Raw genomic sequence first — 22,935 nt, 5'->3', positions numbered from 1 at the left:
GCGTCCTGGCGGGTGTCTTGGCGAGCGTGCTGGCTGCAGCGCCGGCGGACTTGCGTGCCGCAGAGCGGGCCGGCGGGGTGGATGCCGCACTGCCACGGCGCAGCGTGTCTGCATCCAGAATCAGGCGCCCTTGCAGCCGCCCTTTCATGCGCTGGACACTGCGGGTGGCCGACTGCATGTGTTCCTGCATCAGGCGACGGACCTGCTCGCTGTCGCGCGCCCGTGCGGCATCCAGGATGTCGCGGTGGAAGGCCGCATTCTCGGCACCAAAACGCCGGTGCTCCGCCTGTGCGGTGCGGTTGCCGAACACGATGAGCTGGCGAATCATCTCGTTGATGAGTTCGCAGGTGAAGCGCAGGAAGGGATTGGGGTTGGCGGCCGCCAGAATGTCGTGAAAGTTCACGTCCTCACGGCGCTGCTCCAGCAGCTCCACACCGCTCTGGTTCGGGTCGCAACAGGAAATGCTGTGCTCCAGTGCGTGGAAATCGGCTTCGGTCAGATGGGGCACGGCACCGGCCGCCAGCTCGGGCTCCAGCATCTGGCGCACACCATAGATGTTGTCGATCGTGACCTCCTGGAAAAAGAGGTAGTTCTGCATGAACTGCAGCGTGCGATCCAGCGGCACTTCCACGATGGTGCCCCCTCCGGAGGGCCCGGTCGAGATCGACAGCAACCCCTGCACTTCCAGCGATTTGAGCGCCTCGCGGATGGTGCCCTTGCTGACCCGGAACTGTGCCTGCAGCTCGCTTTCCCGCGGCAGGCGATCGCCCGGGCTCAGGTTTTTCTCGGTGATCAGGCGCTTGATTTCCTGCGCAATCAGATCGGAACGTTTCAGCGGCTTGATGGACAAGCCAGCCGGTCTGGAAGTGCTCATTTCGGTCTTTCCCTCCGCAGCCCCAGGGGCCACAACAACATGTTCGGCGGGCGTCTCACACCGTATGGTGCATCGCCGGCATGCCTGTCGCGGCCTAGGGTTTGCTCGCGTAAGTTTCGTCTTATTTATCACTATAAATATGAATTAAGGAGCTTACAGAAACTTGATGGCGTGCACACGCCGCAGCTCCGAACCACGCCCGACAGGGCAGTAGTGCCACCGACCCACGAACCGGAGCTTCTCCATGCAACGTCGCCACTTTCTGCAACTTTCTGCCCTGGGCGCCGCGCCCGCGTCGCTGGGACTGGGGTCCAGCGTGTGGGCACAGGCCCAGAGCACCATCCAGTTCGGCTGCCCGGTGCCCATGTCCGGCGCCTTTGCAGCCAATGGGAAGTTTGCCGACCTGGGCATGAAGCTGGCCATCGAGCAATACGGCAAGGCGCTCAACATGCCATTGGCCTACACCTTGCTCGACACCGAAGGCAAGCCCGCCACCGCCGTGCGAAAGGTGCAGGAAAGCTCGCAGCAGAAGGGCGCCCGCTTCTTTGCCGGCGGCATTCTGTCGTCCGAGTCGCTGGCCATGGGCAAGGAGGTGGAAAAAGCGGGCGGCGTGTTCATCACCACCGCCGGCGCCGACGAACTGACCGGCAAGGACTGCAACAGCGCCACCTTCCGCTGGTCGGTCCCCACCTTTGGTGCCGTCGAGCAGACGGTGCGTCCGCTGATCGAATCCATGCCCAAGGCCAAGCGCTGGTACACCATCACGCCGCAATATGTGTTCGGGGACGGCCTGCTGGGCGCCGCCAAGAACATCTTCAAGGAAAAGGGCGTGGAGCATGTGGGCAACAGCTACCACTCGCTGACGGAAAAGGAGTTCAGCGGGTACCTGACCAATGCCGCCGCGGCCAAGCCCGATGTGCTGCTGATCCTGAACTTCGGCGCCCAGTCGTCGGACACGCTGCGCCAGGCCATCAGCTTTGGCATGCACAAGAACATGACCATCCTGATTGCCTGGGCCTCGGGTCTGGAACAGTTCGAATCGCTGGGCGCCGACCTGTGCGACGGCGTGTACTTCGGCGCGCAGTACTGGCACACCGCCGACACGCCGCTGAACAAGGAACTGGTCAAGCGCACCCAGGACAAGTTCAAGCACAACCCCAACTACAGCCTGGCGGGCTCCTACATCTGCACCAAGCTGCTGATCGACGCCATCCTCAAGGCCGGCAAGACCGACCAGAAGGCGGTGATCGCCGCCCTGGAAGGCATGAAGTACCAGGGCCTGACGGGCGAGGAAGAGGTCCGCAAGGCCGACCACCAGGTGCTCAAGAACTACTACCTGCTCAAAGGCAAGGCCAAGGCCAAGATGGCCAACAAGGATGACTATGTGGACGTCATCAGCTCCGGGAAGTCCTTCCTGCCCGTGGACCAGACCGGCTGCAAGCTGACCTGACACCGGCCCCGCGCCATGCGCTGCCGCACGGCGGCGCATGGGTGTGTGCGCTCTGCAGCGCGGCTTCCCAGACGTCCCCCTCCCATGAGCATCTACCTCCTGCAAACAATCAACGGGATCGGCATCGGCATGCTGTATTTCCTGTTGGCCGTGGGCCTGTCCATCGTGTTCGGACTGCTGCGTTTCGTGAACTTCGCGCACGGTGCCTTCTACCTGCTGGGCGCCTATTTCTGCTACCAGCTCACCCGCTGGGGAATGAGTTTCTGGCTCACCTTGCTGGTGGCGCCGCTGGCCGTGGCCGCCCTGGGCTGGCTGACGGAAAAGCTGCTGCTGCGCCATGTGTACGCGCAGCCGCATGAGTTCCACATCCTCATCACCGTCGGCCTGGCACTGGTGGTGCAGGAGCTGGTCATCGTGCAATGGGGCCCGCTGGGCGACACCGTGGCCACCCCCGATCTGCTGCAAGGCGTGGTCATGTGGGGCAGCTTTGTCTACCCCAAGTACCGCCTGTTCGTGATTGGCTTCACCGCCGTGCTGGCCGTGCTGCTGTGGTGGGTGCTGGAAGGCACGCGCCTGGGCAGTGCGGTGCGGGCAGGCAGCGAATCGACCGAAATGGTGTCCCTGCTGGGCTACAACGTGTTCGGCATCTTCAGCCTGGTGTTCGCCCTGGGCGCCGGCACCGCCGCACTGGCCGGGGTGCTGGCCGCGCCCATTCGCGGCGCCGAGCCGTTCATGGGCATTGAAGCCCTGGGCGTGGCCTTTGTGATCGTGGTGGTGGGCGGCCTGGGCAGCTTTGGCGGTGCCCTGGTAGGCGGCCTGCTCATCGGCATCGTGCAGAGCCTGATGAGCACCCTCTGGCCCGAAGGTGCCCGCTTGATGATCTATATCGCCATGGCGGCCGTGCTGCTGCTGCGCCCCCACGGCCTGCTGGGCCGCAAGACCTGAAGGTGAGTGTGATGAACCGACCCCATATCCAACTGCTGCTGGCACTCGCCATCGTGCTGCTGATGCCGCTGTGCATGCAGTCCGGCTCGCTGGCCACCGAAGTGCTGATCTTCTCGCTGGCCGCCATGGCCTGCAATCTGCTGCTGGGTTACACCGGCCTGCTGTCCTTTGGCCAAGGCGTGTTCTTCGGCCTGGGCAGCTACACCATTGGCGTGCTGCTCACGCGCTGGCAGCTGCCCGTGCCCGTGGCACTGGTGTCGGCCGTGCTGATGGGGGCCGTGGGCGCCGCCATCGTGGGCTGGGTGGCCATACGCCAGCGCGGCACCTACTTTGTGATGCTGACGCTGGCGTTCTCGCAGATGTTCTATTTCATCGCCTACACCGCCACCGACATCACCGGCGGCGACAACGGCCTGCTGGACGTGCCCCGCCCCGCCATCGGCGTGGCCGGCTACACCCTGTGGTCACTGCAGACGCCGTGGCAGTTCTACAGCTTTGTGGCGGTGCTGTTCCTGGTCACGTTCTGGTTCCTGCGCCGTGCCTGCGATTCGATGTTCGGCCGCACCCTGCTGGCGGTGCGCGACAACGAGGAGCGCGCCGCCGCCGTGGGCTACAACCTGCGACTGCTCAAGCTGCAGGCCTTTGTGATCTCGGGCGCCGTCACCGGTCTGGCCGGGGGGCTGCACGCCATGATGGCAGGCATTGCACCGCTGTCGAACGCGGAGTACCACACCAGCGAAGTCATCCTGCTGATGACCGTGATTGGCGGCACCGGCAACCTGCTGGCCTCGGTGCTGGGCGCGGCGTTCTATCTGTTGCTGGGCGACTGGCTGTCCACGCTGTGGCCGCGCTGGCTGATGCTGCTGGGCATGGTGCTGATCGTCGTCAGCCTGGGCATGCAACGCGGCCTGTGGGGCCTGGGTGAAAGCATCCTCCAGCGCCTGCGCCCCGGCGGCAGAAAACCGGCCACCGATGTCGATCCTGTGGCCGAGGCACCCACGGTCACCCGCACCCAGCAGGGAGGGCAGGTCTGATGAGCTCCACCGCCATGGCCACCCCGGCCGCATCACACCCTGCCTCTGCCGCCAACGCGCGCTCGCCAGTCCTGCTGCAGGCCAACGGCGTGCAGAAGCACTATGACAAATTCATCGCACTGGGCGGCGTGGACCTGCAGGTCCGTGCGCATACCGTGCACTCGGTCATCGGCCCCAACGGCGCCGGCAAGACCACGCTGTTCCACATGCTCACGGGTACCAAGACCGTCACCAGCGGGCAGATCGTCTTCGACGGCCACGACGTGACCCGGGAACCCGACCACCGCCGCGTGCAGCGCGGCATGGCACGCTCGTTCCAGGTGACCAGCCTGTTCCTGACGCTGTCGGTGCGCGAAAACCTGCGTCTGGCCGCACAGGGCATCGCCCCCCAGCATGCGCTGGACTTCTGGAACGCTCCCACCGGCAAGCGCGCCAACCAGGAGGTGGTCGACCAGGTCATTGAACGCCTGGGCCTGCAGCGCTTTGCGGATACGGCGGCAGGCAATCTGTCCCACGGCCAGCAGCGCCGGCTGGAAGTGGGCATGGCCCTGGCCGCCCGGCCCAAGGCTATTTTTCTGGACGAGCCCACCTCCGGCATGGGGATCGACGATCTGGACGACATGAAGCGCCTGATCGCCAGCCTCAAGGACGAGCACACTGTGGTGCTGATCGAGCACAACATGGGCATCGTGATGGACATCTCCGACACCATCACCGTCATGCAGCAGGGTCGCGTGCTGGCCGAGGGTGTTCCCGAGCAGATCCGCAACGACGACCGGGTGCGCACCGCCTACCTGGGCAATATGATCACCGGAGGGAAGGCATGAGCAGCATCCTGACTGTGGACCAGATCCACGCCTACTACGGCAAAAGCCATGTGCTGCAGGGCGTGAGCCTGCGCATCCAGGAGGGCGAGCTGGTGACCCTGCTGGGCCGCAACGGTGCCGGCAAAACCACCACACTCAAGGCCATCGCCGGTGTGCTGCAGCCACCGCAGGGCCGCATCACCTTTGCCGGCCAACCCACACACCAACTGGCCACCCACCATGTGGCGCAGCGCGGCATCTGCCTGGTGCCCGAGCACCGGGGGGTTTTCAAGCTGCTGACGGTGGAGGAAAACCTGCTGCTGGCCCTGCGCAAGGACTCCCCCTGGCAGCTGGACGATGTCTACCGCATCTTCCCGCGCCTGAAGGAGCGCCGCACCAACGGGGGCGGGCAACTGTCGGGCGGGGAGCAGCAGATGCTGGCCATTGGCCGTGCGCTGATGAACAGGCCGCGCCTGCTGATGCTGGATGAGCCGGTGGAAGGGCTGGCCCCGGTGATCGTGGAGGAGATCGTCGCCCAGCTCAAGGTCATCAAGGCGGCGGGCGTGACCATCTTGTTGGTGGAGCAGAACCTGGAGGTCTGCACCCAGCTGGCCGACCGCCACTACATCATCGAACAAGGCCGCATCGTGCACGAAGCGTGCAATGCCGACTTCATTGCCGACGACACCGTCAAGGACCGCTACCTGGGCGTGGGGATTGCCTGAGCGGCAGCCCACACCCGCGCGCTGACCTTTGTTTTCACCGGGAGCCCTCCATGGACTTGCATTCCCCCCCCGCCGTACAGACCGCCACCTTGCGCACCAATGGTGCGCGCCTGTGGCAATCGCTGATGGATCTGGCCCGCATCGGTGCCACCCCCAAAGGCGGCGTGTGCCGGCTGGCCCTGACCGACCTGGATCGCCAGGCCCGCGACCTGTTCGTGCGCTGGGCCCAGGAAGCCGGCTGCAGCGTGCGGGTGGATGCCATCGGCAACATCTTTGCGCACCGCGCCGGGACCGATGACAGCCTGCCCCCTGTGATGACCGGCAGCCACATCGACACCCAGCCCACCGGCGGCAAGTTCGACGGCAACTACGGCGTGCTGGCCGGCATCGAAGTGCTGCGCACGCTCAACGCCGCGGGCGTGCGCACCCGCGCCCCGCTGGAAGTGGCGGTCTGGACCAACGAGGAAGGTTCGCGCTTTGTCCCGGTGATGATGGGCTCCGGCGTATTTGCCAGCGCCTTCACGCTGGAGCATGCACTGCAGCAGCGCGATGCCCAGGGAACCAGCGTGGAAGAGGCCTTGCGCGCCATCGGCTACGCGGGTCCCGCCGGCCCCGCCGCGCACCCGGTGGGTGCGTACTTCGAGGCCCACATCGAACAGGGCCCGGTGCTGGAAAAGCACGGGCGCGTGATTGGCGTGGTGCAAGCCGCGCTGGGCCAGCGCTGGTATGACGTGAAGATCCAGGGCATGGAAGCCCACGCCGGCCCCACGCCCATGGAGATGCGCAAGGATGCGCTGCTGGCCGCCAGCGACCTGATTGCGGCCGTCAACCGCATTGCCGTGGACCGCATGCCGCACGGGCGCGGCACCGTGGGCCAGCTGGAGGTCTACCCCAACTCGCGCAATGTGATTCCCGGCGGCGTGAAGATGAGCGTGGACTTGCGCGCCCCCGATGACACCATGCTGTCCGACATGGATGCCGCACTGCGCGGCCTGTGCCAGGAGATTGCCTCCGGCCGCCATGTCGACATCGCGGTCGAACAGGTGGTGTACTTTGCACCCCAGCCGTTCACGCCCCGCCTGGTGGATGCGGTGCGCCGCCATGCACAGGCACTGGGTTACAGCGCCATGGACGTGGTCAGCGGTGCGGGGCACGACGCCGTCTACGTGGCCCGACTGGCTCCCACGGCCATGATTTTCGTACCCTGTGCCGACGGCATCAGCCACAACGAGATCGAAGACGCCGAGCCCGACCACCTGGAGGCCGGCTGCAACGTGCTGCTGCGCAGCATGCTCGATGTCGCAGGAGTGGCTGCATGAAAGTACTGATCGCCCGGCTCAACCACGAGACCAACACCTTTTCCCCCGTGCCCACGCCGCTGCAGGCCTTCAGCCCCACCTACGGCCGCGATGCCTACCGCGCCAACAAAGGCATGCGCACCGCCATGGCGGCATTCATCGACCAGGCTGAAACCCTGAACGCCACCCTGGTCACCCCGGTCTCCGCCATGGCCAACCCCAGCGGCACCGTCCATGCCGATGCCTATGCCGCGCTGACCCAGTGCATCCTCGACGCCTTGCCAGGCTGCGACGCCATCCTGCTGGACCTGCACGGGGCCATGGTGGCCGAACAGGCGGCCGACGGTGAAGGTGACCTGCTCGCCCGCGTGCGTGCGGCAGCGCCGGGGGTGCCCATCGGCGTGGCGCTGGATCTGCATGGCAATCTGACCGAGGCCATGGTGCAGAACGCCGATGTGATGGTGGGCTTCAAGACCTACCCGCACGTCGACATGTACGAAACAGGTGCCCATGCCGCGCGCCTGCTGCTGGCCATGGCCACTGCTGGCCCGCGCTACCGCGTCATCTGGCGGCAACTGCCGCTGATGGGCCACACCCTGCGCAGCACCACGCTGGGGGGCGCCATGGCCGAGGCCGTCACCCAGGCCCGCGCGGCCGAGCAGGCAGGTGTGGCAGCCGTCACGGTGTTTGGCGGCTTCTCGCTCTCCGACATTCCCCAGCCCTTCATCAGCGTGGTGGCCACGGTGCAGGACACCGGCGCCGCCTACGCCCAAGGCAAGGCCCAGGTGGACCAGATCGCCAGCTGGATCTGGGGCCACCGCCAGGACTTCATCTACCGCAGCGCATCCCTGGACAGCGCGTTGCAGCAGGCCCGACAACTGGCCCACAGCGCGACCCGTCCGGTGCTGCTGCTGGACCATGGGGACAACTGCATGTCCGGCGGCACCTGCGACACCATGGATGTGCTGCAGGCCGCCTTGGCCCAGGGTCTGGATGGCATGGCCATGGGGCCCATCTGCGACCCCGAGGCCGTCGCCCACCTGATCACCGCTGGCGAAGGTGCGGTGGTGGAACTGGACGTGGGCAACAAGGTGCCCATGCCGCAGATCGGCCGTGACCCGGCACCGGTGCGGCTGCGCGGCACGGTCCGTGCCATCAGCGACGGCTGCTACACCGTCAGCGGTCCCATCTACACCGGCCAGACCTTCTGCATGGGGCGCACCGTGCTGTTGGATGCCGGAGCGGTGCAGGTGGTGCTGACCGAGCAGACGCACGAACCCTGGGACCTGGGCGTGTTCCACTGCGTGGGCCTGGATCCCACCCAATTCCGTTACCTGCTGCTGAAATCCCGCATGTACTGCCGACCGGTGTTCGTACCCCTGTCCGCCGGACTGGTGGAATGCGACAGCCCCGGCGTGACGACCTCGGACTACAGCCGTTTTGCCTTCCAGCAGGTGCAGCGCCCCGCCTTCCCGCTGGACGCCATGTGACTGCGCCCGGCGCCCGCTGTCCCGGCTCGGCGCACCGGTCTCCTTGCCGGGTGGACCCTCGGTTTGCCGCCCGGATTCACAGCCCCACCATGGTGGGGCTTTTTTGATGGCACGGGCCCGTGTCGCGACGGCCCGGATTGGTGCAGTTCTTGCGAGGCCTCCGGCATTGCCACCACCGTCCTGACCATGCCACCCCACGATGCAGCCCCTTCCTCCGACGGCCTGTTCAACCAGTCGCTTGCCAAGGGCCTGCAAGTGCTGTGCGCCTTCAATGGCGCCCACCGCAGCCTGACACTGGCCGAGGTGGCACAGCGCACCGGCATGAGCAAGGCCTCGGCCCAGCGCTCGGTGCATACGCTACAGACCCTGGGCTACATCGGCAAGCACCCCAGCACCCGGCGCTTTCTGCTGCTGCCACGTGTGGTGGAGCTCGGCTTCAACTACCTGGACGCCCACCCCATGATCAGCGCCGCCCACACCTACCTGGCGCAGCTGGCACGCGCCAGCGGCGAAACCGCCACACTGACCGAACCGACCGACACCCACATGGTCTACCTGGCCCAGGTGCTGACCACCCAGCACATCCCGGTGCTGACACCGGTGGGCACGCAGATCCCCATGTACGCCAGCAGCTGCGGCCGTGCCTACCTGAGCCAGCTGCCCACGGCCCAGGCCCGCACCCTGCTGGAGCAGGCAGTACGGCCCGTACGCACGCGCACCACCTTGACGCAGATGGAGCCGCTGATGGCCCAGCTGCAGCGTTGCGTCGAGACCGGCTACGCCACCAACTGCGAAGAGCTCTTCATCGGCGACATGGGCATTGCCGCGCCGGTCTTCAACACCCGGGGGGAGGCGGTGGGTGCCGTGCATGTGGCGCCCCCCACCAGCCGCTGGAGCATGGCCGATGCGGAACGCCAGCTGGCCCCGCTGGTGATCGAGTGCGCACGGGCCATCTCCCGGCTGGTGCCTCCGACCTGAGCGCTGCCATGGCACCTGCGGTGCCAGCGTCGCCTAGGCAACAGCAGCACGGTAGAAACATCCATGCACCGCGCGCAAGGCCTGTGAAGAATGCCTGCAACACCCCGCGTGTTCTTGCCGGATTCACCCACAGGAGACCTACCGTGATGCACCGCACAACGACTTCCTCCCTGGCACTGCTGCCCCTGCTCTGCACCCTGAGCCTGGGCGCTGGCGCGGCCGAATACCCCGCCAGCCCGATCACGCTGGTGGTGGGTTACGGCGCCGGCGGTGGCACCGATGTCTGCAACCGCGTACTGGCCATGAATGTGGGCAAACAGCTGGGACAGACGGTGATCGTGGACAACAAGCCCGGCGCCGGCACCACGCTGTCGCTGAGCCACGGTGCGCGCCAGAAACCCGATGGCTATGTACTCACCGCCCTGTCCTCGGCCGGTGTGCTGAACCAGGTGCTGATGCCCAAGGTCGCGTATGACGTGGTGCGTGATTTCACGCCCGTGGCCATGGTGGCGCAGTACCAGGCCGGCATTCTGGTGCGGGCCGACTCGCCGCACAAAACCCTGGCCGATCTGATCAAGGCCTCCAAATCCAGCGCCAAGACGCTGAGCTACAGCACCGCCGGCATCGGCACGCCCCAGCACCTGACGGCCGAGCGCTTGGCCAAGCAGGTGGCGGTGGACTGGGTGCATGCACCGTACAAGAGCGGGCCTGAAGCCATCACCGCACTGCTGCGGGGCGATGTGGACTTCATGGCCCAGACGGCCGAATGGGTGCCTTATGTGCGCGACGGCCGCCTGCGCCTGCTGGCCGTGTTCACCGAAGACCGCGTCAAGGGCTTCGATGCGCCCTCGCTCAAGGAGCTGGGCTACAACCTGGTCGCGCCCAGCACCCTGGGCGTGCTGGGTCCGGCCAGGATGCAGCCGGCCACCGTGAAGAAACTGCAGGACGCCTTCCACATCGCCGGCCAGTCGCCCGAGTTCGAGAATTGTGCTGACCAGTTCGGCCTCAAGCTCGACTACAAGGACGCGCCCACCTACAGCGCCTATATCCAGGACATGCTCAAGAGCTGGACCCCGGTGCTCAAGCAGTTTGCGGCCGCGGAATAGCGCCGCAGCACCGCCCGCCTAGGCGTTGTGCGGTGCCCAGGCGTCACGCACCAGTTCCACACAGTCCCACACCGGTGCGCCGCTCAAGGCCCGCACCCGGGCGCCCATGCCGGCCAGGCCCGCACCACCGATCAGCACGGCATCGGTCCCGGGCACCTGCAAGGCCAGGGCGCAGGCCGCAACCAAGGCCTGCGCAGCCTGCTCCGGCGACTGCATCAGCTGCGCACCGGAAGCCGGCAGCACATGGATGTCGGTGATGCCGGCCCCATGGGCGTGCGGCGCCAGGGCATGGCCTTGGGCACGGCTCCAGCGCTGCAGCATGGGCTTCCATGCCGCCCCGCCGGTGACGATGGCAATGCGCTGCGGCCCTTGCACCCACAGCGCCTGCAGCGAGGCTTCGGCCAGCCCGCGCACCGGCACCGGAGTGGTGGACCGCAGCGCCTCCAGCCCCGGGTCGCCAAAGCACCCCACCAGCACGCCCGCATAGCCCTGCGGCGGGGCCGCGGCCTGGGCCCGTTCCCAGGCGTCCAGCACGGCGTGGCCGGCAATGCAGTAACTGCGCTCATCGGCGATATAGGGGGCACCAAACGCCGCCGTCACCCCATGCCAGCGCCGTTGCGGCGTGCCCGCCGACAGGTGATGGACCAGGGCCTGGGTGACCGTTTCCGAGGTATTGGGGTTGACCACCAGCCACTGCGGCATGCGCACTCCTTTGCACGGGCCAGCGGCCCTGTGCACACGGCGCGTGCAAATTGGGTGCCAACCCCTGAACACCCCCGTCAGGCGATGCCGGCACGCTCCAGCATGGCGTGCAGCAGCACATTGCAGCCGGCGGCCAGATGCTCGGCCTTGGCGTCTTCGATCTCGTTGTGGCTGATACCGTCCTTGCAGGGCACGAAGATCATGCCGGTGGGCGACACCCCGTGCACATACACGGCATCGTGGCCGGCGCCACTGACCACATCCATGTGTGCATAGCCCAGCTGCTCGGCCGCATGGCGCACGCTGGCCACGCAATCGGCGTGGAACACGCAGGGTTCGAACTTCACCACCTGCTCCAGTTCCACCGTGCACTGGCACTGCGCCGCCAGCTGTGCAAACTGCGTGCGCATGCCCAGGTCCATGCGGTCCAGACCGTCCTGCGACAGATTGCGGAAATCCACCGTGAACTTCACCTGGCCGGGAATCACATTGCGGGAGTTGGGCAGCACCTGCACATGGCCCACGGTACCCCGGCCATGCGGGGCTTCGTCCAGGGCAATGCGGTTCACCGCGTCCATCATGCGGGCGGCGGCCAGCATGGCGTCATGGCGCAGATCCATGGGCGTGGGGCCGGCGTGCGCGTCCATGCCGGTCACCGTCACGTCGTACCACTGCTGGCCCAGGGCCCCGCTGACCACGCCGATCGGCTTGTCGTAGGCCTCCAGCACCGGACCTTGTTCGATGTGCGCTTCAAAGTAGGCGGCAAACGGGCCGCCGGGCACATCGCCGCAGGCCACTGCGCCGCGGTAGCCGATGCGTTCCAGCTCGGCCCCCACGGTGATGCCTGCACCATCTTGTTGCGAGCGGATGTCTTCCGCACCAAAAACACCGGCAAATGCACCGGAACCCATCATCACCGGGGTGAAGCGCGTGCCTTCCTCATTGGTCCAGAACGCCACTTCCAGCGGTGCCACGGTCTGGATGCCCTGGGCATTCAAGGTGCGCACCACTTCCAGGCCTGCCAGCACCCCGTAGTTGCCGTCGAACTTGCCACCGGTCGGCTGGGTGTCGATGTGGCTGCCCGTGGCCACGGCACGGGCCTGCGGATCGGTGCCGGCACGGCGGCCAAAGACATTGCCCACCTCATCGATGCGCACCGCCAGACCGGCCTCCTGAAACCACTGCACCACCTGGTCACGGCCGGCCTTGTCTTCGTCGGTCAGGGCGATGCGGCACACCCCCCCTTTGGGGGTGGCTCCGATCCGGGCCAGATCCATCAGTGACTGCCACAGGCGGTCGGCATCAATACGCAGGGAATTTGCAGGCGTGCTCATTCGCGGGACTCCTCGATAGAAAGCCTGAAATTCGCATAAACCGTGCCAACACGCATCGAACACACCGCATCACATATCGATATTCGATAGATACGTGATGGCACGGCACTTGCATTGCAGGCCTTGTCTCCCACCAATTTGGAAAGGTCTCCGATGCGCTCGTCTTCCGGTTTCTCCGTTTCCCGCCCCGCGCTCAAAACCATGGCCCTCGCTGTCGCCATGACCCTGGGCGGTGCTGCAGCCACCACCGCCATGGCGCAAGAAAAAGTCTTGCGCATTGCCATGACGGCGGGGGACATTCCCCGCACCTCCGGCCAGCCCGACCAGGGTTTCGAAGGCAACCGCTTCACCGGCATTCCGCTGTACGACGCGCTGACCCAGTGGGATCTGACCAAGACCGACAAGCCCAGCGAAATGATCCCCGGCCTGGCCCTGTCCTGGGAAGTGGATGCCAAGGACAAGACCAAGTGGGTCTTCAAGCTGCGTCCCGGCGTCAAGTTCCACGACGGCAGCGCTTTCAACGCCGACGCGGTGGTGTGGAACGTCAAGAAAGTGCTGGACAAGGAGGCCGAGCAGTTCGACCCCGCCCAGGTGGGTGTGACGGCATCGCGCATGCCCACGCTGCGCAGCGCCCGCAAGATCGACGACCTGACCGTGGAACTGACCACGTCCGAACCCGATGCCTTCCTGCCCATCAACCTGACCAATCTGTTCATGGCCTCGCCCGCACACTGGGCCAAGAAGCTGGCAGCGGTGCCCGCCTCGGTCACCGGCAAGGCCGAGCGCAGCAAGGCCGCGTGGACCGCGTTTGCAGCCGATCCTTCCGGTTCCGGCCCGTTCAAGGGCGCGCGCTTCGTGCCGCGCGAACGTTTTGAAATGGTGAAGAACACCGCCTACTGGGACCCCAAGCGCACGCCCACCATCGACAAGGTGGTGCTGCTGCCCCTGCCCGAGGCCAACTCCCGCACCGCAGCGCTGATGAGCGGCCAGGTGGACTGGATCGAAGCCCCCGCTCCCGATGCGCTGGATGCCATCAAGGGCCGCGGCTTCAAGGTCTATTCCAACCTGCAGCCGCACATCTGGCCCTGGCAGTTCTCGTTTGTGGAAGGCTCGCCCTGGCTGGACAAGCGCGTGCGCCATGCCGCCAATCTGTGCGTGGACCGCACCAGCATGAAGCAGCTGCTCAATGGCCAGATGGAACCGGCCACCGGCATGTTCGAGCCCGGCCACCCCTGGCGCGGCAAGCCCAGCTTCCAGATCAAGTACGACGTGAAGGCGGCACAGGCGTTGATGCAGCAGGCGGGCTACAGTGCCAGCAAGCCCATCAAGGTGAAGATCCAGACCTCGGCCTCCGGCTCGGGTCAGATGCAACCGCTGCCGATGAACGAATTCATCCAGCAGAACCTCAAGCAGTGCTTCTTTGACGTGGAATTCGACGTGGTCGAGTGGAACACGCTGTTCTCCAGCTGGCGCATCGGCGCCAAGGACGCCAGCGCCAACAAGAGCAACGCCACCAACATCACCGCCGCCACCATGGACCCGTTCTTCGCCATGGTGCGTTTCGTCAGCACCAAGGCCTTCCCGCCGCTGTCCAACAACTGGGGCTTCTACAGCAACAAGCAGGTCGATGCCGTGGTGGACAAGGCGCGCACCACCTTCGATGCCAAGGAACGTGACAAGGCCCTGGCCGAGCTGCACACCCTGGTGGTCGACGAAGCACCGTTCCTGTTCGTGGCCCACGACGTCGGCCCGCGCGCCATGTCGGCCAAGGTGGGCAATGTGGTCCAGCCCCAAAGCTGGTTCATCGACATCGCCACCATGACGATGAAGTAAGCCCGTTCTGCGCGTGTGAGCGGGCGCGCAGACGCCGCCGCACGCTGTTGGTGGCAGGGCCGCAAGCCCTTGCCACGCCGGTGGCGGGGGGGTGCCAAACCCACCCACCCGCCAGTGCGAACCCGCATGGTCCGCTTCCTCCCACGAACCTCTCTCCCACCATGCTTGCCTACCTGCTGCGACGCGTTTTCTACACCCTCCCCATCATGCTGGGCGTGGCCCTGCTGTGCTTTGCACTGGTGCACCTGGCGCCAGGTGATCCGCTGGTGTCCGTGCTGCCGGCCGATGCCTCGGCCGAACTGCAGGCGCAGATGCGCGAGCTGTACGGCTTCAACCGCCCGCTGCCCGAGCAGTTTGCCCGCTGGGTGTGGCGTGCGTTGCAAGGCGATCTGGGCCAGTCCATCGCCACCAGCCGCCCTGTCGCCAGCGAGGTGATGACCGCCGTGGTCAACACCCTGCGCCTGGCCGTGGTGGCCACGCTGATCGGCTTTGTGCTGGGCAGCCTGTTCGGCTTTGTGGCCGGCTACTTCCGCAACTCCTGGGTGGACCGCACCTGCTCCATGCTGTCGGTGCTGGGCGTGAGCGTGCCCCACTACTGGCTGGGCATGGTGATGGTGATCGTCTTCTCGTCCCAGCTGATGTGGCTGCCGGCCACCGGCGCCGGCCCCGGAGGATCGGGCGACTGGGCCTGGGACTGGGAGCATGTGCAGTTCATGATCCTGCCGGCCATCACCATGTCGGTGATTCCGCTGGGCATCATCGCCCGCACCGTGCGTGCACTGGTGGCGGAATTGCTGGACCAGGAATTCATCCTCGGCCTCAAGGCCAAGGGCCTGACGCACGTCGGCATCTTCCGCCATGTGCTGAAGAACGCCGCCCCCACCGCCCTGGCCGTGATGGGCCTGCAGTTGGGCTATCTGCTGGGCGGCTCCATCCTGATCGAGACCGTGTTCTCCTGGCCTGGCACCGGCTTTCTGCTGAACCAGGCCATCTTCCAGCGGGACCTGCCGCTGCTGCAGGGTTCCATCCTGGTGCTGGCCGTGTTCTTCGTGCTGCTGAACCTCATCGTCGACGTGGTGCAGACCCTGCTCGACCCCCGCATCGCCCGCTGACCGCCACCTTGAGGAGTCCGTTCCATGACCACCCTTTCCCTGTCCAACGACGCGGCGGCCCAGGTCCAGCCGCTGCCCGCGCAGCGCTCGCGCGGCTATTGGTCTTCGGTGCTGCAGCGCCTATTGCACGACCCGGTCGCCATGGGTGCAGCCGCCGTCATCCTGCTGCTGGTGATCGTGGCCATTCTGTCGCCGTGGATCGTCCCATCCGATCCCTATGCCGCCTCTATGCTCAAGCGCCTCAAGCCCATCGGCACCGAAGGCCTGCCGCTGGGCAGCGATGAGCTGGGCCGTGACCTGCTGTCGCGCCTGATGGTGGGCGCGCGCCTGTCGCTGTTCATGGGCATCACCCCGGTGCTGATGGCCTTTGTGATCGGCGCCGGCATCGGCATCCTGGCGGGCTACGCCGGGGGCCGCACCAACACCGTGATCATGCGCACCATCGATGTGTTCTATGCCTTCCCCTCGGTACTGCTGGCGATTGCACTGTCGGGAGCACTGGGCGCCGGCATCTTCAACTCGCTGGTGTCGCTGACCATCGTGTTCATTCCGCAGATTGCCCGGGTGGCCGAAAGCGTCACCGCCCAGGCCCGCAACCGCGACTATGTGGAAGCCGCCCGGGCCACCGGCGCCCACCCGTTCACCATCGTGCGCGTGCATGTGCTGGGCAATGTACTGGGACCGATCTTTGTCTACTCCACCAGCCTGATTGCGGTGTCGATGATCCTGGCCTCCGGCCTGTCGTTCCTGGGCCTGGGCGTGAAGCCGCCGGAGCCGGAATGGGGGCTGATGCTCAACACCCTGCGCACCGCCATCTACACCCAGCCCTGGGTGGCCGCCCTGCCCGGTCTGATGATCTTCATCACCTCGATCTCGTTCAATCTTCTGTCCGACGGCCTGCGTTCGGCCATGGACAACAAGGGGTAAGCCATGCCTTTGACCCACGCAATGCCCGATGTGGGCGGCCCCGCCCAGCCCCTGCTCACCGTGCGCGGCCTGACCAAGCATTTCCCGCTGAAGAACGGCGCCACCGTGCGCGCCGTGGACGGGGTGGATTTTGAGGTGCTCAAGGGCGAGACCCTGGGCGTGGTCGGCGAATCCGGCTGCGGCAAATCCACCACGGCACGCCTGCTGATGCACCTGATGGATCCCACCAAGGGCGAGCTAATTTTTGACGGCCGGACCGTGGGCTCGCGCGATCTGCCGCTGAAGGAGTTCCGCCGCCAGGTGCAGATGGTGTTCCAGGACAGCTATGCCTCGCTGAACCCGCGGCTGACCATCGAGGACTCCATCGCCTTTGGCCCCCAGGTGCACGGCGTGTCGCGCAAGGAGGCCGTGGCCCGCGCTCACCACCTGATGGACCGCGTGGGCCTGGCACCCGCCCGCTTTGCCGAGCGCTACCCGCACGAGCTGTCCGGCGGCCAGCGCCAGCGCATCAACATTGCCCGCGCGCTGGCACTGCAGCCGCGCATGGTGATTCTGGACGAAGCCGTCTCCGCCCTGGACAAATCGGTGGAAGCGCAGGTGCTGAACCTGCTGGCCGAGCTGAAGCGCGAATTCGGCCTGACCTATGTCTTCATCAGCCACGACCTGGGCGTGGTGCACTACATCAGCGACCGCGTGATGGTGATGTACCTGGGCCAGGTGGCGGAGATCGGCCCGTCCGATGCGCTGTTTGCCGAGCCTGCCCACCCCTACACCAAGGCGCTGCTGTCGTCCGTGCCCAGCATGGACCCCGCCCATCGCACGCAGCAGGCGCCGCTGGCGGGCGATCCGCCCAATCCCATCAACCCACCCAGCGGCTGCCGCTTTCACCCCCGCTGCCCCAAAGCCGATGGGGTGTGCGCGCAGCTGGTGCCCGGCATCACCCAGGTGCAGCTGCACCACAGTGCGCGCTGCCTGGTGCACGAGCCCGGCAGCGGCCACCCGCTGGCCCCGGCGGCCGGCTGCATTCCTTTGGCTGCTTGATGGAAAGGCACGCAATGAGCACCCCCACCCCCTCCTCCGCCCCTGTGGTGGCGATTGAAGACCTGAACATCCAGTTCACCGGCGGCAGGAAACCGGTGCAGGCCGTCAGCGGCGTGAGCCTGTCCGTGCGCCCGGGCGAAGCCGTGGCGCTGATTGGCGAATCGGGCTCCGGCAAGAGCGTGACCTTGCGCACCCTGCTGCGCCTGCACCCCGAGCGCAAGACCACCATGAAGGGCAAGGTGCAGGTGGCCGGCCACGACGTGCTGGCCCTGCAGGGCAAGGCGCTGAACGACTTTCGCGGCAAGACCTGCGCCATGATTTTTCAGGACCCGCTGCTGGCCCTGGATCCGGTCTATCCGGTGGGCGCACAGATTGTGGAAGCCATCCGCCGCCACGAACCCGGGGTGCGCAAGGCCGAAGCGGAGCAACGCGCGCTGCAGCTGTTCCAGCGCGTGAGCATTCCCAGCCCGGAACAACGCCTGAAGGCCTACCCGCATGAGATGTCTGGCGGCATGCGCCAGCGCGCCATGATTGCCCTGGCCCTGGCCTGCAATCCGCAGGTGCTGCTCGCGGACGAACCCACCACCGCACTGGACGCCACGGTGCAGATCCAGGTGCTGCTGCTGCTGCGCGAACTGCAACGCGAGCTGGGCCTGGGTGTGATCTTTGTGACGCACGACATCGGCGCCGCCGTGGAAGTGGCCGACCGCATTGCCGTGATGTACGCCGGCCGCATCGTGGAAGAAGGCACGGCCGAGCAGCTGATCCGCAGCCCGCGCCACCCCTACACCATGGCACTGCTGCAAAGCCGCTCGCACGGGGCCATGGAACGTGGCCAGCCCCTGCAGACCATTGGCGGCGCCCCCCCCGACCTGACCGCCATTCCACCCGGATGCGCTTTTGCACCACGCTGCCGCCTGGCACAGGATGCCTGCCTGCAGGCCGTACCCAACCCGGTCACGCTGGCGCCCGGTCACATCGCCCGCTGCATCCGCACCGATGCCTCGGCCGCGCTGGCGCCCCAGTTGCTGGCGGCCTGACGCGCGTTGACGCCGCAGGTGCTGCCCCGCGTGTGTCCCTATGGGCTCTGCATGCGCCATGCAGGTGAATCCCTGGAGACCACGGCTCGCAGCACCTGCTCGCAAGCACCACTCCCCCCTGTCCTTCCACGAGACTTGCCATGCCCTTGAACGACCCTGCACACGCTTTTGTTCCCTACCCCGATGTGCCCGTGCCCCACGCCGGCACCGGCCCCCTGAGCGGTCTGTATTTCGGTGTCAAAGACCTGTTTGACGTAGCCGGCTACCCCACCGGTGGCGGCAACCCGCTGGTGCTGGCCATGTCGGGCACCAAGACCGCCAACGCCCCCACGGTGCAGAAGCTGCTGGATGCCGGCGCCGCACTGGCCGGCAAGACGGTGACGGACGAGCTGGCCTTCTCCATGAATGGCAACAACGCCCACTTTGGCGCCCCCCTGAACGGCGCAGCACCCGATCGCATCACCGGCGGCTCGTCGTCCGGTTCGGCCTCGGCCGTGTCCAGCCAGCTGTGCGACTTTGCGCTGGGCACCGACACCGGCGGCTCCGTGCGCGCACCGGCCAGCCACTGCGGCCTGTACGGCATCCGCCCCACGCACGGCCGCGTCAGCCTGGCATCGGCCCTGGCCCTGTGCCACAGCCTGGACACCTGCGGCTGGTTCGCCCGCGATGCCCACACTTTTGCCCGCGTGGCCGATGTGCTGCTGGAGGCGGACACCGCCCCGCTGCCGGCCGCGCCCCGCCTGCTGTCGCCCACCGACGTCTGGGGCCTGACCGCCCCCGCCGTCCGCCCGGCCTGGGACGGCGCGCTGCAGCAGATCGCACGCACCTTCGGCCCCAGCACCGACACCGGCGTGGTGCTGGAATCGTTCGATGCCATGTACTGGGCCTTCCGTTATGTGCAGGGTCGCGAGGCCTGGATGACCGATGGTGCCTTCATCGAGCGCTACGCGCCCGTGCTGGGTCCCGGCGTGAAGGAACGCTTTGCATGGTCCAAAGAAGTGACCGATGCCCAGTTCGTTCAGGCCAGCCAGTTCCGCGAACGCTTCCGCAACCACCTGACCGCTCTGCTGGCCAACGATGGGGTGCTGGTGCTGCCCACCATGCCCGACATTGCGCCCCTGCGCTCCGCCGATGAGGCATCGCTGGAGGCCTACCGCAACAACGCCGTGCAGATGCTGTGCATTGCCGGCCTGTCCGGCTTCCCCCAGATCTCGCTGCCGCTGGCCGGGCGCGAGGGGGCGCCGCTGGGCATCTCGCTGCTGGGACCGAAGGGTAGCGACCGCAGCCTGATCGCGATGGCGGAAAAGCTGGCGCAGGCCTGAATCAGGCGCTACGGGGCTGCTCCCGACACCATCGCGGGATGTGAAGCAGACCGGCTCTGGCTGGTCTGCTGCGGGACCTGCCCACAAGGCCCTTTCGGGCTCACTCACCGCTGTTGTGGGCCGCTGGGCGCCCATCTCTGCGGCATCCGCATGCGCGCCAGCCCGGCGCGCTGCGGGCCGGCGGCGGCCTTATTGCAGCAGAGCCACCGTCAGCGCGGGGTCGACCCCGCAGACATCGCAATCCACCTGCGCAGCGCGCCGCTCCACCACCGCAAAATCCCCGCCTTCCACGGCCAGCAGCGCGTGGTGCCAGGTACCCGGTGCCAGCACCACCCCCTGGCGACCATCGGTGATGAAAGCATGTAGATCGGCTGCCTGCGGTGCCGGGCCCGGACGGGCCACGACCACCACAAAGCGCTGCGTGCCCAGCGGAACAAAGGTCTGGCTGCCCAGGGCGTGGCGCTCCATCTCCACCACCTGCAGCGGAAACCGCCGTGCCTGTGCGCGGAACAGCGCCAGTGTGGGCACGCCGCCATCCGCGGTGAGTTGCAGGTCGGCCAGCAGGTCATAGCGCCGGGCGTTGCCGCTGTTGATGCTGCGCTGCGGCAGCGTTGCGGGCTGATCGTCGACCGCCACGACCTGGCCGAAAGGGGCAAAGGCGGCAGGGGTCAGCGGCTGCACCGCCAGCAACAGACCGGAGTTGATGGAAACAGCGGCAGAGGCCGTGGAAGAAAAGGAAGGGCTGTGCATGCCATTGCCCAAGCAATTGCAATGCCGGGTACAGCTTGTCCACAGGCGCGGTGCGCCATGGCGCGTGGTCGCGCGTGAAAAAATGTTTTCACCCTGCGCCGTCGCCACCACAAGACCCAGGCACGCCTCAGGGGATGGTGGGTTCCAGCGCGCCGCCGTTGCAAAACGCTTTTCAGCCGTGGCCACCTCGACCATCGGCGTAGCCTTGCTGCGGCAAGGCCTTACTTGGGCGCACCCAGGCGCTGCTTGTCGCCTTCGCCCTGTCCATCCGAGATGGCAGCCGCCTGGCCCGCAGCAGGGTTCACGGCACCCCCTTCATCCCTGGGACCTTCGCTCTTGGGCGCCGCTTCGGTGGCCGTGGCCTGGGGCAAGGCTGCCAACGGCGGCAGCGGGGCACGCAAGGCATCGGGTTTGGAGGGCGGCAACACGCTGTGGGCAGTGACGATGGGGTCGGCAAACAGCGGTTTGCTGGGGATGGGCTGGTCAAAGTGCGTGGGTGCGGCCATGGGAAAGGCGTTGCCGGCATGCGCGTCCGGCTGGGGGCTGCAGGCGGCCAGCAGGGCGGCGGCGCAGGCGGTGGTCATTACGAAGCGGGTGGGCATAGAGGGCTTTCCTTTCCGGCCCCGGCGGGAGCCTGATCGACCAGCATGCACACCCGGGCCGCATCGGTCTGTAGGTCCAGGCCCTCAGCTGCAGCCACCCGGCCATCCTGCCGGGCGGTATTCCCTGCTGCAGGCGGCGACCACCCGCCATCGGCACTGTGCGCTGCTGCGTGCAGGCCTGGCAGCAGACTTGCGGGAATGGAGCCCGGCACTTGGAAGCGCATGCAAAAAGGAGCGGCCCTTGCGGGCCGCTCCCATTCCTGAAGTGAAAACAGGGTGCCTACCAGGCCAGGCACACACGCGGTGCCTGCCTGGGACAGGCTTACTCCAGCGTGATCTTGGCGGTCTTGATCACTTCGCGCCACTTGCCCACTTCGCTGTTCAGGAAAGCCGTGGAGGCCTTGGGGTCCAGGCCCGAGGGCAGCACGCCACCGGCGTCCAGCTTGGCCTTCACGTCGGCATCGCTCAGGGCCTTGGCGATTTCCTTGTACAGGCGGTCGACGATGGGCTGGGGCGTGCCGGCAGGCACTGCAGCCATGAACCAGGCGTCGGCCGTGAAACCCTTCAGGCCGGCCTCGGTAGTGGTGGGGACGTCGGGCATGGCAGGCAGGCGCGTATCGTGGGCCACGGCCAGGGCGCGCACATTGCCGGCCTTGAGCTGCGAATTGATGGTGACGGCGGTCAGGAAGCCAAAGTCTGTCTCGCCCGCCACCAGCGACACCACGGACGGGGCGCTGCCCTTGTACGGCACGTGCGTGACCTTGACCTTGGACTGGATGGCGTAGAGCTCGCCGCCCATGTGGTTGGGGCCGCCGGTGCCCGACGAGGGGTAGTTCAGCTTGCCGGGGTTGGCCTTGGCGGCGGCCGTCAGGTCGGCCAGGGATTTCAGCGGGCTGTTGGCCCCCACCGTCAGCACCAGCGGGCTGCGGCCCACCAGGCTGACCGGCGCCAGGTCCTTCAGCGGGTTGTAGGGCAGCTTTGGGTACAGGCCCGGGGCCATGGACATGCCGCCCACATCGCCCAGCACCAGGGTGTAGCCGTCGGCCGGCGACTTGGCGACGCGGTCCACACCGATGGTGCCGTTGGCACCCGGCTTGTTTTCCACCACCACCGAGATGTTCATGCTCTCGCTCATCTTCTGGGCCAGCAGACGGCCAACGATGTCGGTGGAGCCTCCGGCCGAGAACGGAATCACCAGCGTGATGGGCTTGCTGGGGTAGTCCGCAGCGTGCACGGCAGGCGATGCCAGGGCCGCCACAGCGGCGGCCAGCCCGCACAGGGCGCGGACCGGGGAAATGGCGGCAAGACGGGAGAGCGATGTCGTCATCAGAACCTCTAATGCTGGTTTAGTGAAATTGAATTGCGCGCAGCATAGCCGCAAAAAGTGCCGGTCTGGACGAGCCACCACCAGGTTATGCGTTTTATTTATTCAAACCACCTGTTTTTTGCATTAATTTACTGCATGGTGGGTGAAGTAGTTTCTCTTTTCAGAGGGAGATGGCCCTGATATTTTTGATAGCGCCCAGCCTACAATGGCCCTTCAATTCCATTATTCGCCCCGATTGC

At 66.5% G+C, this 22,935-nt stretch carries 20 protein-coding genes and 1 pseudogene; 15 read left to right on the top strand and 6 right to left on the bottom strand.

Annotation, left to right across the window (positions count from 1 at the left end; translation table 11 throughout):
* Positions 1-43: 43 nt before the first annotated feature.
* A pseudogene (locus B3349_RS03380) lies at positions 44-874 on the bottom strand (FadR/GntR family transcriptional regulator); the annotation flags it as partial.
* Positions 875-1,118: 244 nt separating this feature from the next.
* Here B3349_RS03380 and B3349_RS03375 point away from each other — a divergent pair.
* The 9 genes from B3349_RS03375 (at position 1,119) to B3349_RS03335 (ending at position 10,706) form a co-directional block, all read left to right on the top strand.
* On the top strand, positions 1,119-2,324 hold the full coding sequence (locus B3349_RS03375; protein ID WP_291586409.1) for an ABC transporter substrate-binding protein: 1,206 nt from the start codon (positions 1,119-1,121) through the stop codon (positions 2,322-2,324).
* A gap of 84 nt (positions 2,325-2,408) precedes the next feature.
* Positions 2,409-3,269 (top strand): branched-chain amino acid ABC transporter permease, encoded by an 861-nt coding sequence (locus B3349_RS03370; RefSeq protein ID WP_272970264.1) that lies wholly within the window; start codon positions 2,409-2,411, stop codon positions 3,267-3,269.
* Between the two features lie 11 nt (positions 3,270-3,280).
* Entirely contained in the window at positions 3,281-4,303 is a 1,023-nt protein-coding gene (locus B3349_RS03365; RefSeq protein ID WP_291586404.1) for a branched-chain amino acid ABC transporter permease, read from the top strand.
* A 14-nt stretch (positions 4,304-4,317) separates the two neighbouring features.
* The gene (locus B3349_RS03360; RefSeq protein ID WP_291586626.1) at positions 4,318-5,130 is read left to right on the top strand and encodes an ABC transporter ATP-binding protein; all 813 of its coding nucleotides are present in this window, start codon (positions 4,318-4,320) and stop codon (positions 5,128-5,130) included.
* Entirely contained in the window at positions 5,127-5,834 is a 708-nt protein-coding gene (locus B3349_RS03355) for an ABC transporter ATP-binding protein (RefSeq protein ID WP_291586402.1), read from the top strand. Before B3349_RS03360 ends, B3349_RS03355 begins: the two co-directional genes overlap by 4 nt.
* Before the next feature lie 50 nt (positions 5,835-5,884).
* Complete coding sequence (locus B3349_RS03350) at positions 5,885-7,153, top strand: Zn-dependent hydrolase (protein ID WP_291586401.1); 1,269 nt, start codon at positions 5,885-5,887, stop codon at positions 7,151-7,153.
* Entirely contained in the window at positions 7,150-8,622 is a 1,473-nt protein-coding gene (locus B3349_RS03345; RefSeq protein ID WP_291586399.1) for a M81 family metallopeptidase, read from the top strand. Before B3349_RS03350 ends, B3349_RS03345 begins: the two co-directional genes overlap by 4 nt.
* A 186-nt stretch (positions 8,623-8,808) precedes the next feature.
* A complete protein-coding gene (locus B3349_RS03340) occupies positions 8,809-9,600 on the top strand; it encodes an IclR family transcriptional regulator (RefSeq protein ID WP_291586397.1) in 792 nt (263 codons plus the stop codon).
* Between the two features lie 146 nt (positions 9,601-9,746).
* Complete coding sequence (locus B3349_RS03335) at positions 9,747-10,706, top strand: tripartite tricarboxylate transporter substrate binding protein (RefSeq protein WP_291586624.1); 960 nt, start codon at positions 9,747-9,749, stop codon at positions 10,704-10,706.
* Between the two features lie 18 nt (positions 10,707-10,724).
* Here B3349_RS03335 and B3349_RS03330 read toward each other — a convergent pair whose 3' ends face one another.
* Both B3349_RS03330 and B3349_RS03325 read right to left on the bottom strand, forming a co-directional pair.
* The gene (locus B3349_RS03330; protein WP_291586396.1) at positions 10,725-11,408 is read right to left on the bottom strand and encodes an aspartate/glutamate racemase family protein; all 684 of its coding nucleotides are present in this window, start codon (positions 11,406-11,408) and stop codon (positions 10,725-10,727) included.
* 77 nt (positions 11,409-11,485) lie between these two features.
* Entirely contained in the window at positions 11,486-12,742 is a 1,257-nt protein-coding gene (locus B3349_RS03325) for a Zn-dependent hydrolase (protein ID WP_291586393.1), read from the bottom strand.
* A gap of 153 nt (positions 12,743-12,895) precedes the next feature.
* Here B3349_RS03325 and B3349_RS03320 point away from each other — a divergent pair, with 153 nt between their 5' ends.
* The 6 genes from B3349_RS03320 to B3349_RS03295 all read left to right on the top strand — a co-directional run bounded on the left by B3349_RS03320 (position 12,896) and on the right by B3349_RS03295 (position 20,017).
* The gene (locus B3349_RS03320; protein ID WP_414646847.1) at positions 12,896-14,575 is read left to right on the top strand and encodes an ABC transporter substrate-binding protein; all 1,680 of its coding nucleotides are present in this window, start codon (positions 12,896-12,898) and stop codon (positions 14,573-14,575) included.
* 161 nt (positions 14,576-14,736) lie between these two features.
* Positions 14,737-15,687 (top strand): ABC transporter permease, encoded by a 951-nt coding sequence (locus tag B3349_RS03315; RefSeq protein WP_291586391.1) that lies wholly within the window; start codon positions 14,737-14,739, stop codon positions 15,685-15,687.
* 24 nt (positions 15,688-15,711) lie between these two features.
* Entirely contained in the window at positions 15,712-16,614 is a 903-nt protein-coding gene (locus B3349_RS03310; protein ID WP_291586390.1) for an ABC transporter permease, read from the top strand.
* 3 nt (positions 16,615-16,617) lie between these two features.
* Positions 16,618-17,655: an ABC transporter ATP-binding protein gene (locus tag B3349_RS03305; RefSeq protein ID WP_291586388.1), complete on the top strand. Its 1,038-nt coding sequence runs from the start codon at positions 16,618-16,620 to the stop codon at positions 17,653-17,655.
* A 14-nt stretch (positions 17,656-17,669) separates the two neighbouring features.
* A complete protein-coding gene (locus B3349_RS03300; protein WP_291586386.1) occupies positions 17,670-18,695 on the top strand; it encodes an ABC transporter ATP-binding protein in 1,026 nt (341 codons plus the stop codon).
* A gap of 140 nt (positions 18,696-18,835) precedes the next feature.
* Positions 18,836-20,017 carry an amidase gene (locus B3349_RS03295; RefSeq protein ID WP_291586384.1) on the top strand — a complete coding sequence of 394 codons (1,182 nt, stop codon included), beginning with the start codon at positions 18,836-18,838 and terminating at the stop codon, positions 20,015-20,017.
* 189 nt (positions 20,018-20,206) lie between these two features.
* Here B3349_RS03295 and B3349_RS03290 read toward each other — a convergent pair whose 3' ends face one another.
* The 3 genes from B3349_RS03290 to B3349_RS03280 form a co-directional block, all read right to left on the bottom strand.
* The gene (locus B3349_RS03290) at positions 20,207-20,767 is read right to left on the bottom strand and encodes an ureidoglycolate lyase (protein WP_291586382.1); all 561 of its coding nucleotides are present in this window, start codon (positions 20,765-20,767) and stop codon (positions 20,207-20,209) included.
* Positions 20,768-20,988: 221 nt separating this feature from the next.
* Entirely contained in the window at positions 20,989-21,369 is a 381-nt protein-coding gene (locus tag B3349_RS03285; RefSeq protein ID WP_291586381.1) for a hypothetical protein, read from the bottom strand.
* 322 nt (positions 21,370-21,691) lie between these two features.
* Positions 21,692-22,696: a Bug family tripartite tricarboxylate transporter substrate binding protein gene (locus B3349_RS03280; protein ID WP_291586379.1), complete on the bottom strand. Its 1,005-nt coding sequence runs from the start codon at positions 22,694-22,696 to the stop codon at positions 21,692-21,694.
* Positions 22,697-22,935 lie beyond the last annotated feature (239 nt).

Source organism: Comamonas sp. UBA7528, from assembly GCF_002479375.1.
Lineage (GTDB): Bacteria > Pseudomonadota > Gammaproteobacteria > Burkholderiales > Burkholderiaceae_C > Comamonas.
Note: the sequence above shows the minus strand (reverse complement) of the source record. Positions and strands in the feature narration are given on the sequence as shown.

Bases quoted from the DNA above. Each gene is read 5' to 3' on its own strand.
- B3349_RS03375 (WP_291586409.1), top strand. From the start codon at position 1,119: ATGCAACGTCGCCACTTTCTGCAACTTTCTGCCCTGGGCGCCGCGCCC.
- B3349_RS03370 (WP_272970264.1), top strand. From the start codon at position 2,409: ATGAGCATCTACCTCCTGCAAACAATCAACGGGATCGGCATCGGCATG.
- B3349_RS03365 (WP_291586404.1), top strand. From the start codon at position 3,281: ATGAACCGACCCCATATCCAACTGCTGCTGGCACTCGCCATCGTGCTG.
- B3349_RS03360 (WP_291586626.1), top strand. From the start codon at position 4,318: ATGGCCACCCCGGCCGCATCACACCCTGCCTCTGCCGCCAACGCGCGC.
- B3349_RS03355 (WP_291586402.1), top strand. From the start codon at position 5,127: ATGAGCAGCATCCTGACTGTGGACCAGATCCACGCCTACTACGGCAAA.
- B3349_RS03350 (WP_291586401.1), top strand. From the start codon at position 5,885: ATGGACTTGCATTCCCCCCCCGCCGTACAGACCGCCACCTTGCGCACC.
- B3349_RS03345 (WP_291586399.1), top strand. From the start codon at position 7,150: ATGAAAGTACTGATCGCCCGGCTCAACCACGAGACCAACACCTTTTCC.
- B3349_RS03340 (WP_291586397.1), top strand. From the start codon at position 8,809: ATGCCACCCCACGATGCAGCCCCTTCCTCCGACGGCCTGTTCAACCAG.
- B3349_RS03335 (WP_291586624.1), top strand. From the start codon at position 9,747: ATGCACCGCACAACGACTTCCTCCCTGGCACTGCTGCCCCTGCTCTGC.
- B3349_RS03330 (WP_291586396.1), bottom strand. From the start codon at position 11,408: ATGCCGCAGTGGCTGGTGGTCAACCCCAATACCTCGGAAACGGTCACC.
- B3349_RS03325 (WP_291586393.1), bottom strand. From the start codon at position 12,742: ATGAGCACGCCTGCAAATTCCCTGCGTATTGATGCCGACCGCCTGTGG.
- B3349_RS03320 (WP_414646847.1), top strand. From the start codon at position 12,896: ATGCGCTCGTCTTCCGGTTTCTCCGTTTCCCGCCCCGCGCTCAAAACC.
- B3349_RS03315 (WP_291586391.1), top strand. From the start codon at position 14,737: ATGCTTGCCTACCTGCTGCGACGCGTTTTCTACACCCTCCCCATCATG.
- B3349_RS03310 (WP_291586390.1), top strand. From the start codon at position 15,712: ATGACCACCCTTTCCCTGTCCAACGACGCGGCGGCCCAGGTCCAGCCG.
- B3349_RS03305 (WP_291586388.1), top strand. From the start codon at position 16,618: ATGCCTTTGACCCACGCAATGCCCGATGTGGGCGGCCCCGCCCAGCCC.
- B3349_RS03300 (WP_291586386.1), top strand. From the start codon at position 17,670: ATGAGCACCCCCACCCCCTCCTCCGCCCCTGTGGTGGCGATTGAAGAC.
- B3349_RS03295 (WP_291586384.1), top strand. From the start codon at position 18,836: ATGCCCTTGAACGACCCTGCACACGCTTTTGTTCCCTACCCCGATGTG.
- B3349_RS03290 (WP_291586382.1), bottom strand. From the start codon at position 20,767: ATGCACAGCCCTTCCTTTTCTTCCACGGCCTCTGCCGCTGTTTCCATC.
- B3349_RS03285 (WP_291586381.1), bottom strand. From the start codon at position 21,369: ATGCCCACCCGCTTCGTAATGACCACCGCCTGCGCCGCCGCCCTGCTG.
- B3349_RS03280 (WP_291586379.1), bottom strand. From the start codon at position 22,696: ATGACGACATCGCTCTCCCGTCTTGCCGCCATTTCCCCGGTCCGCGCC.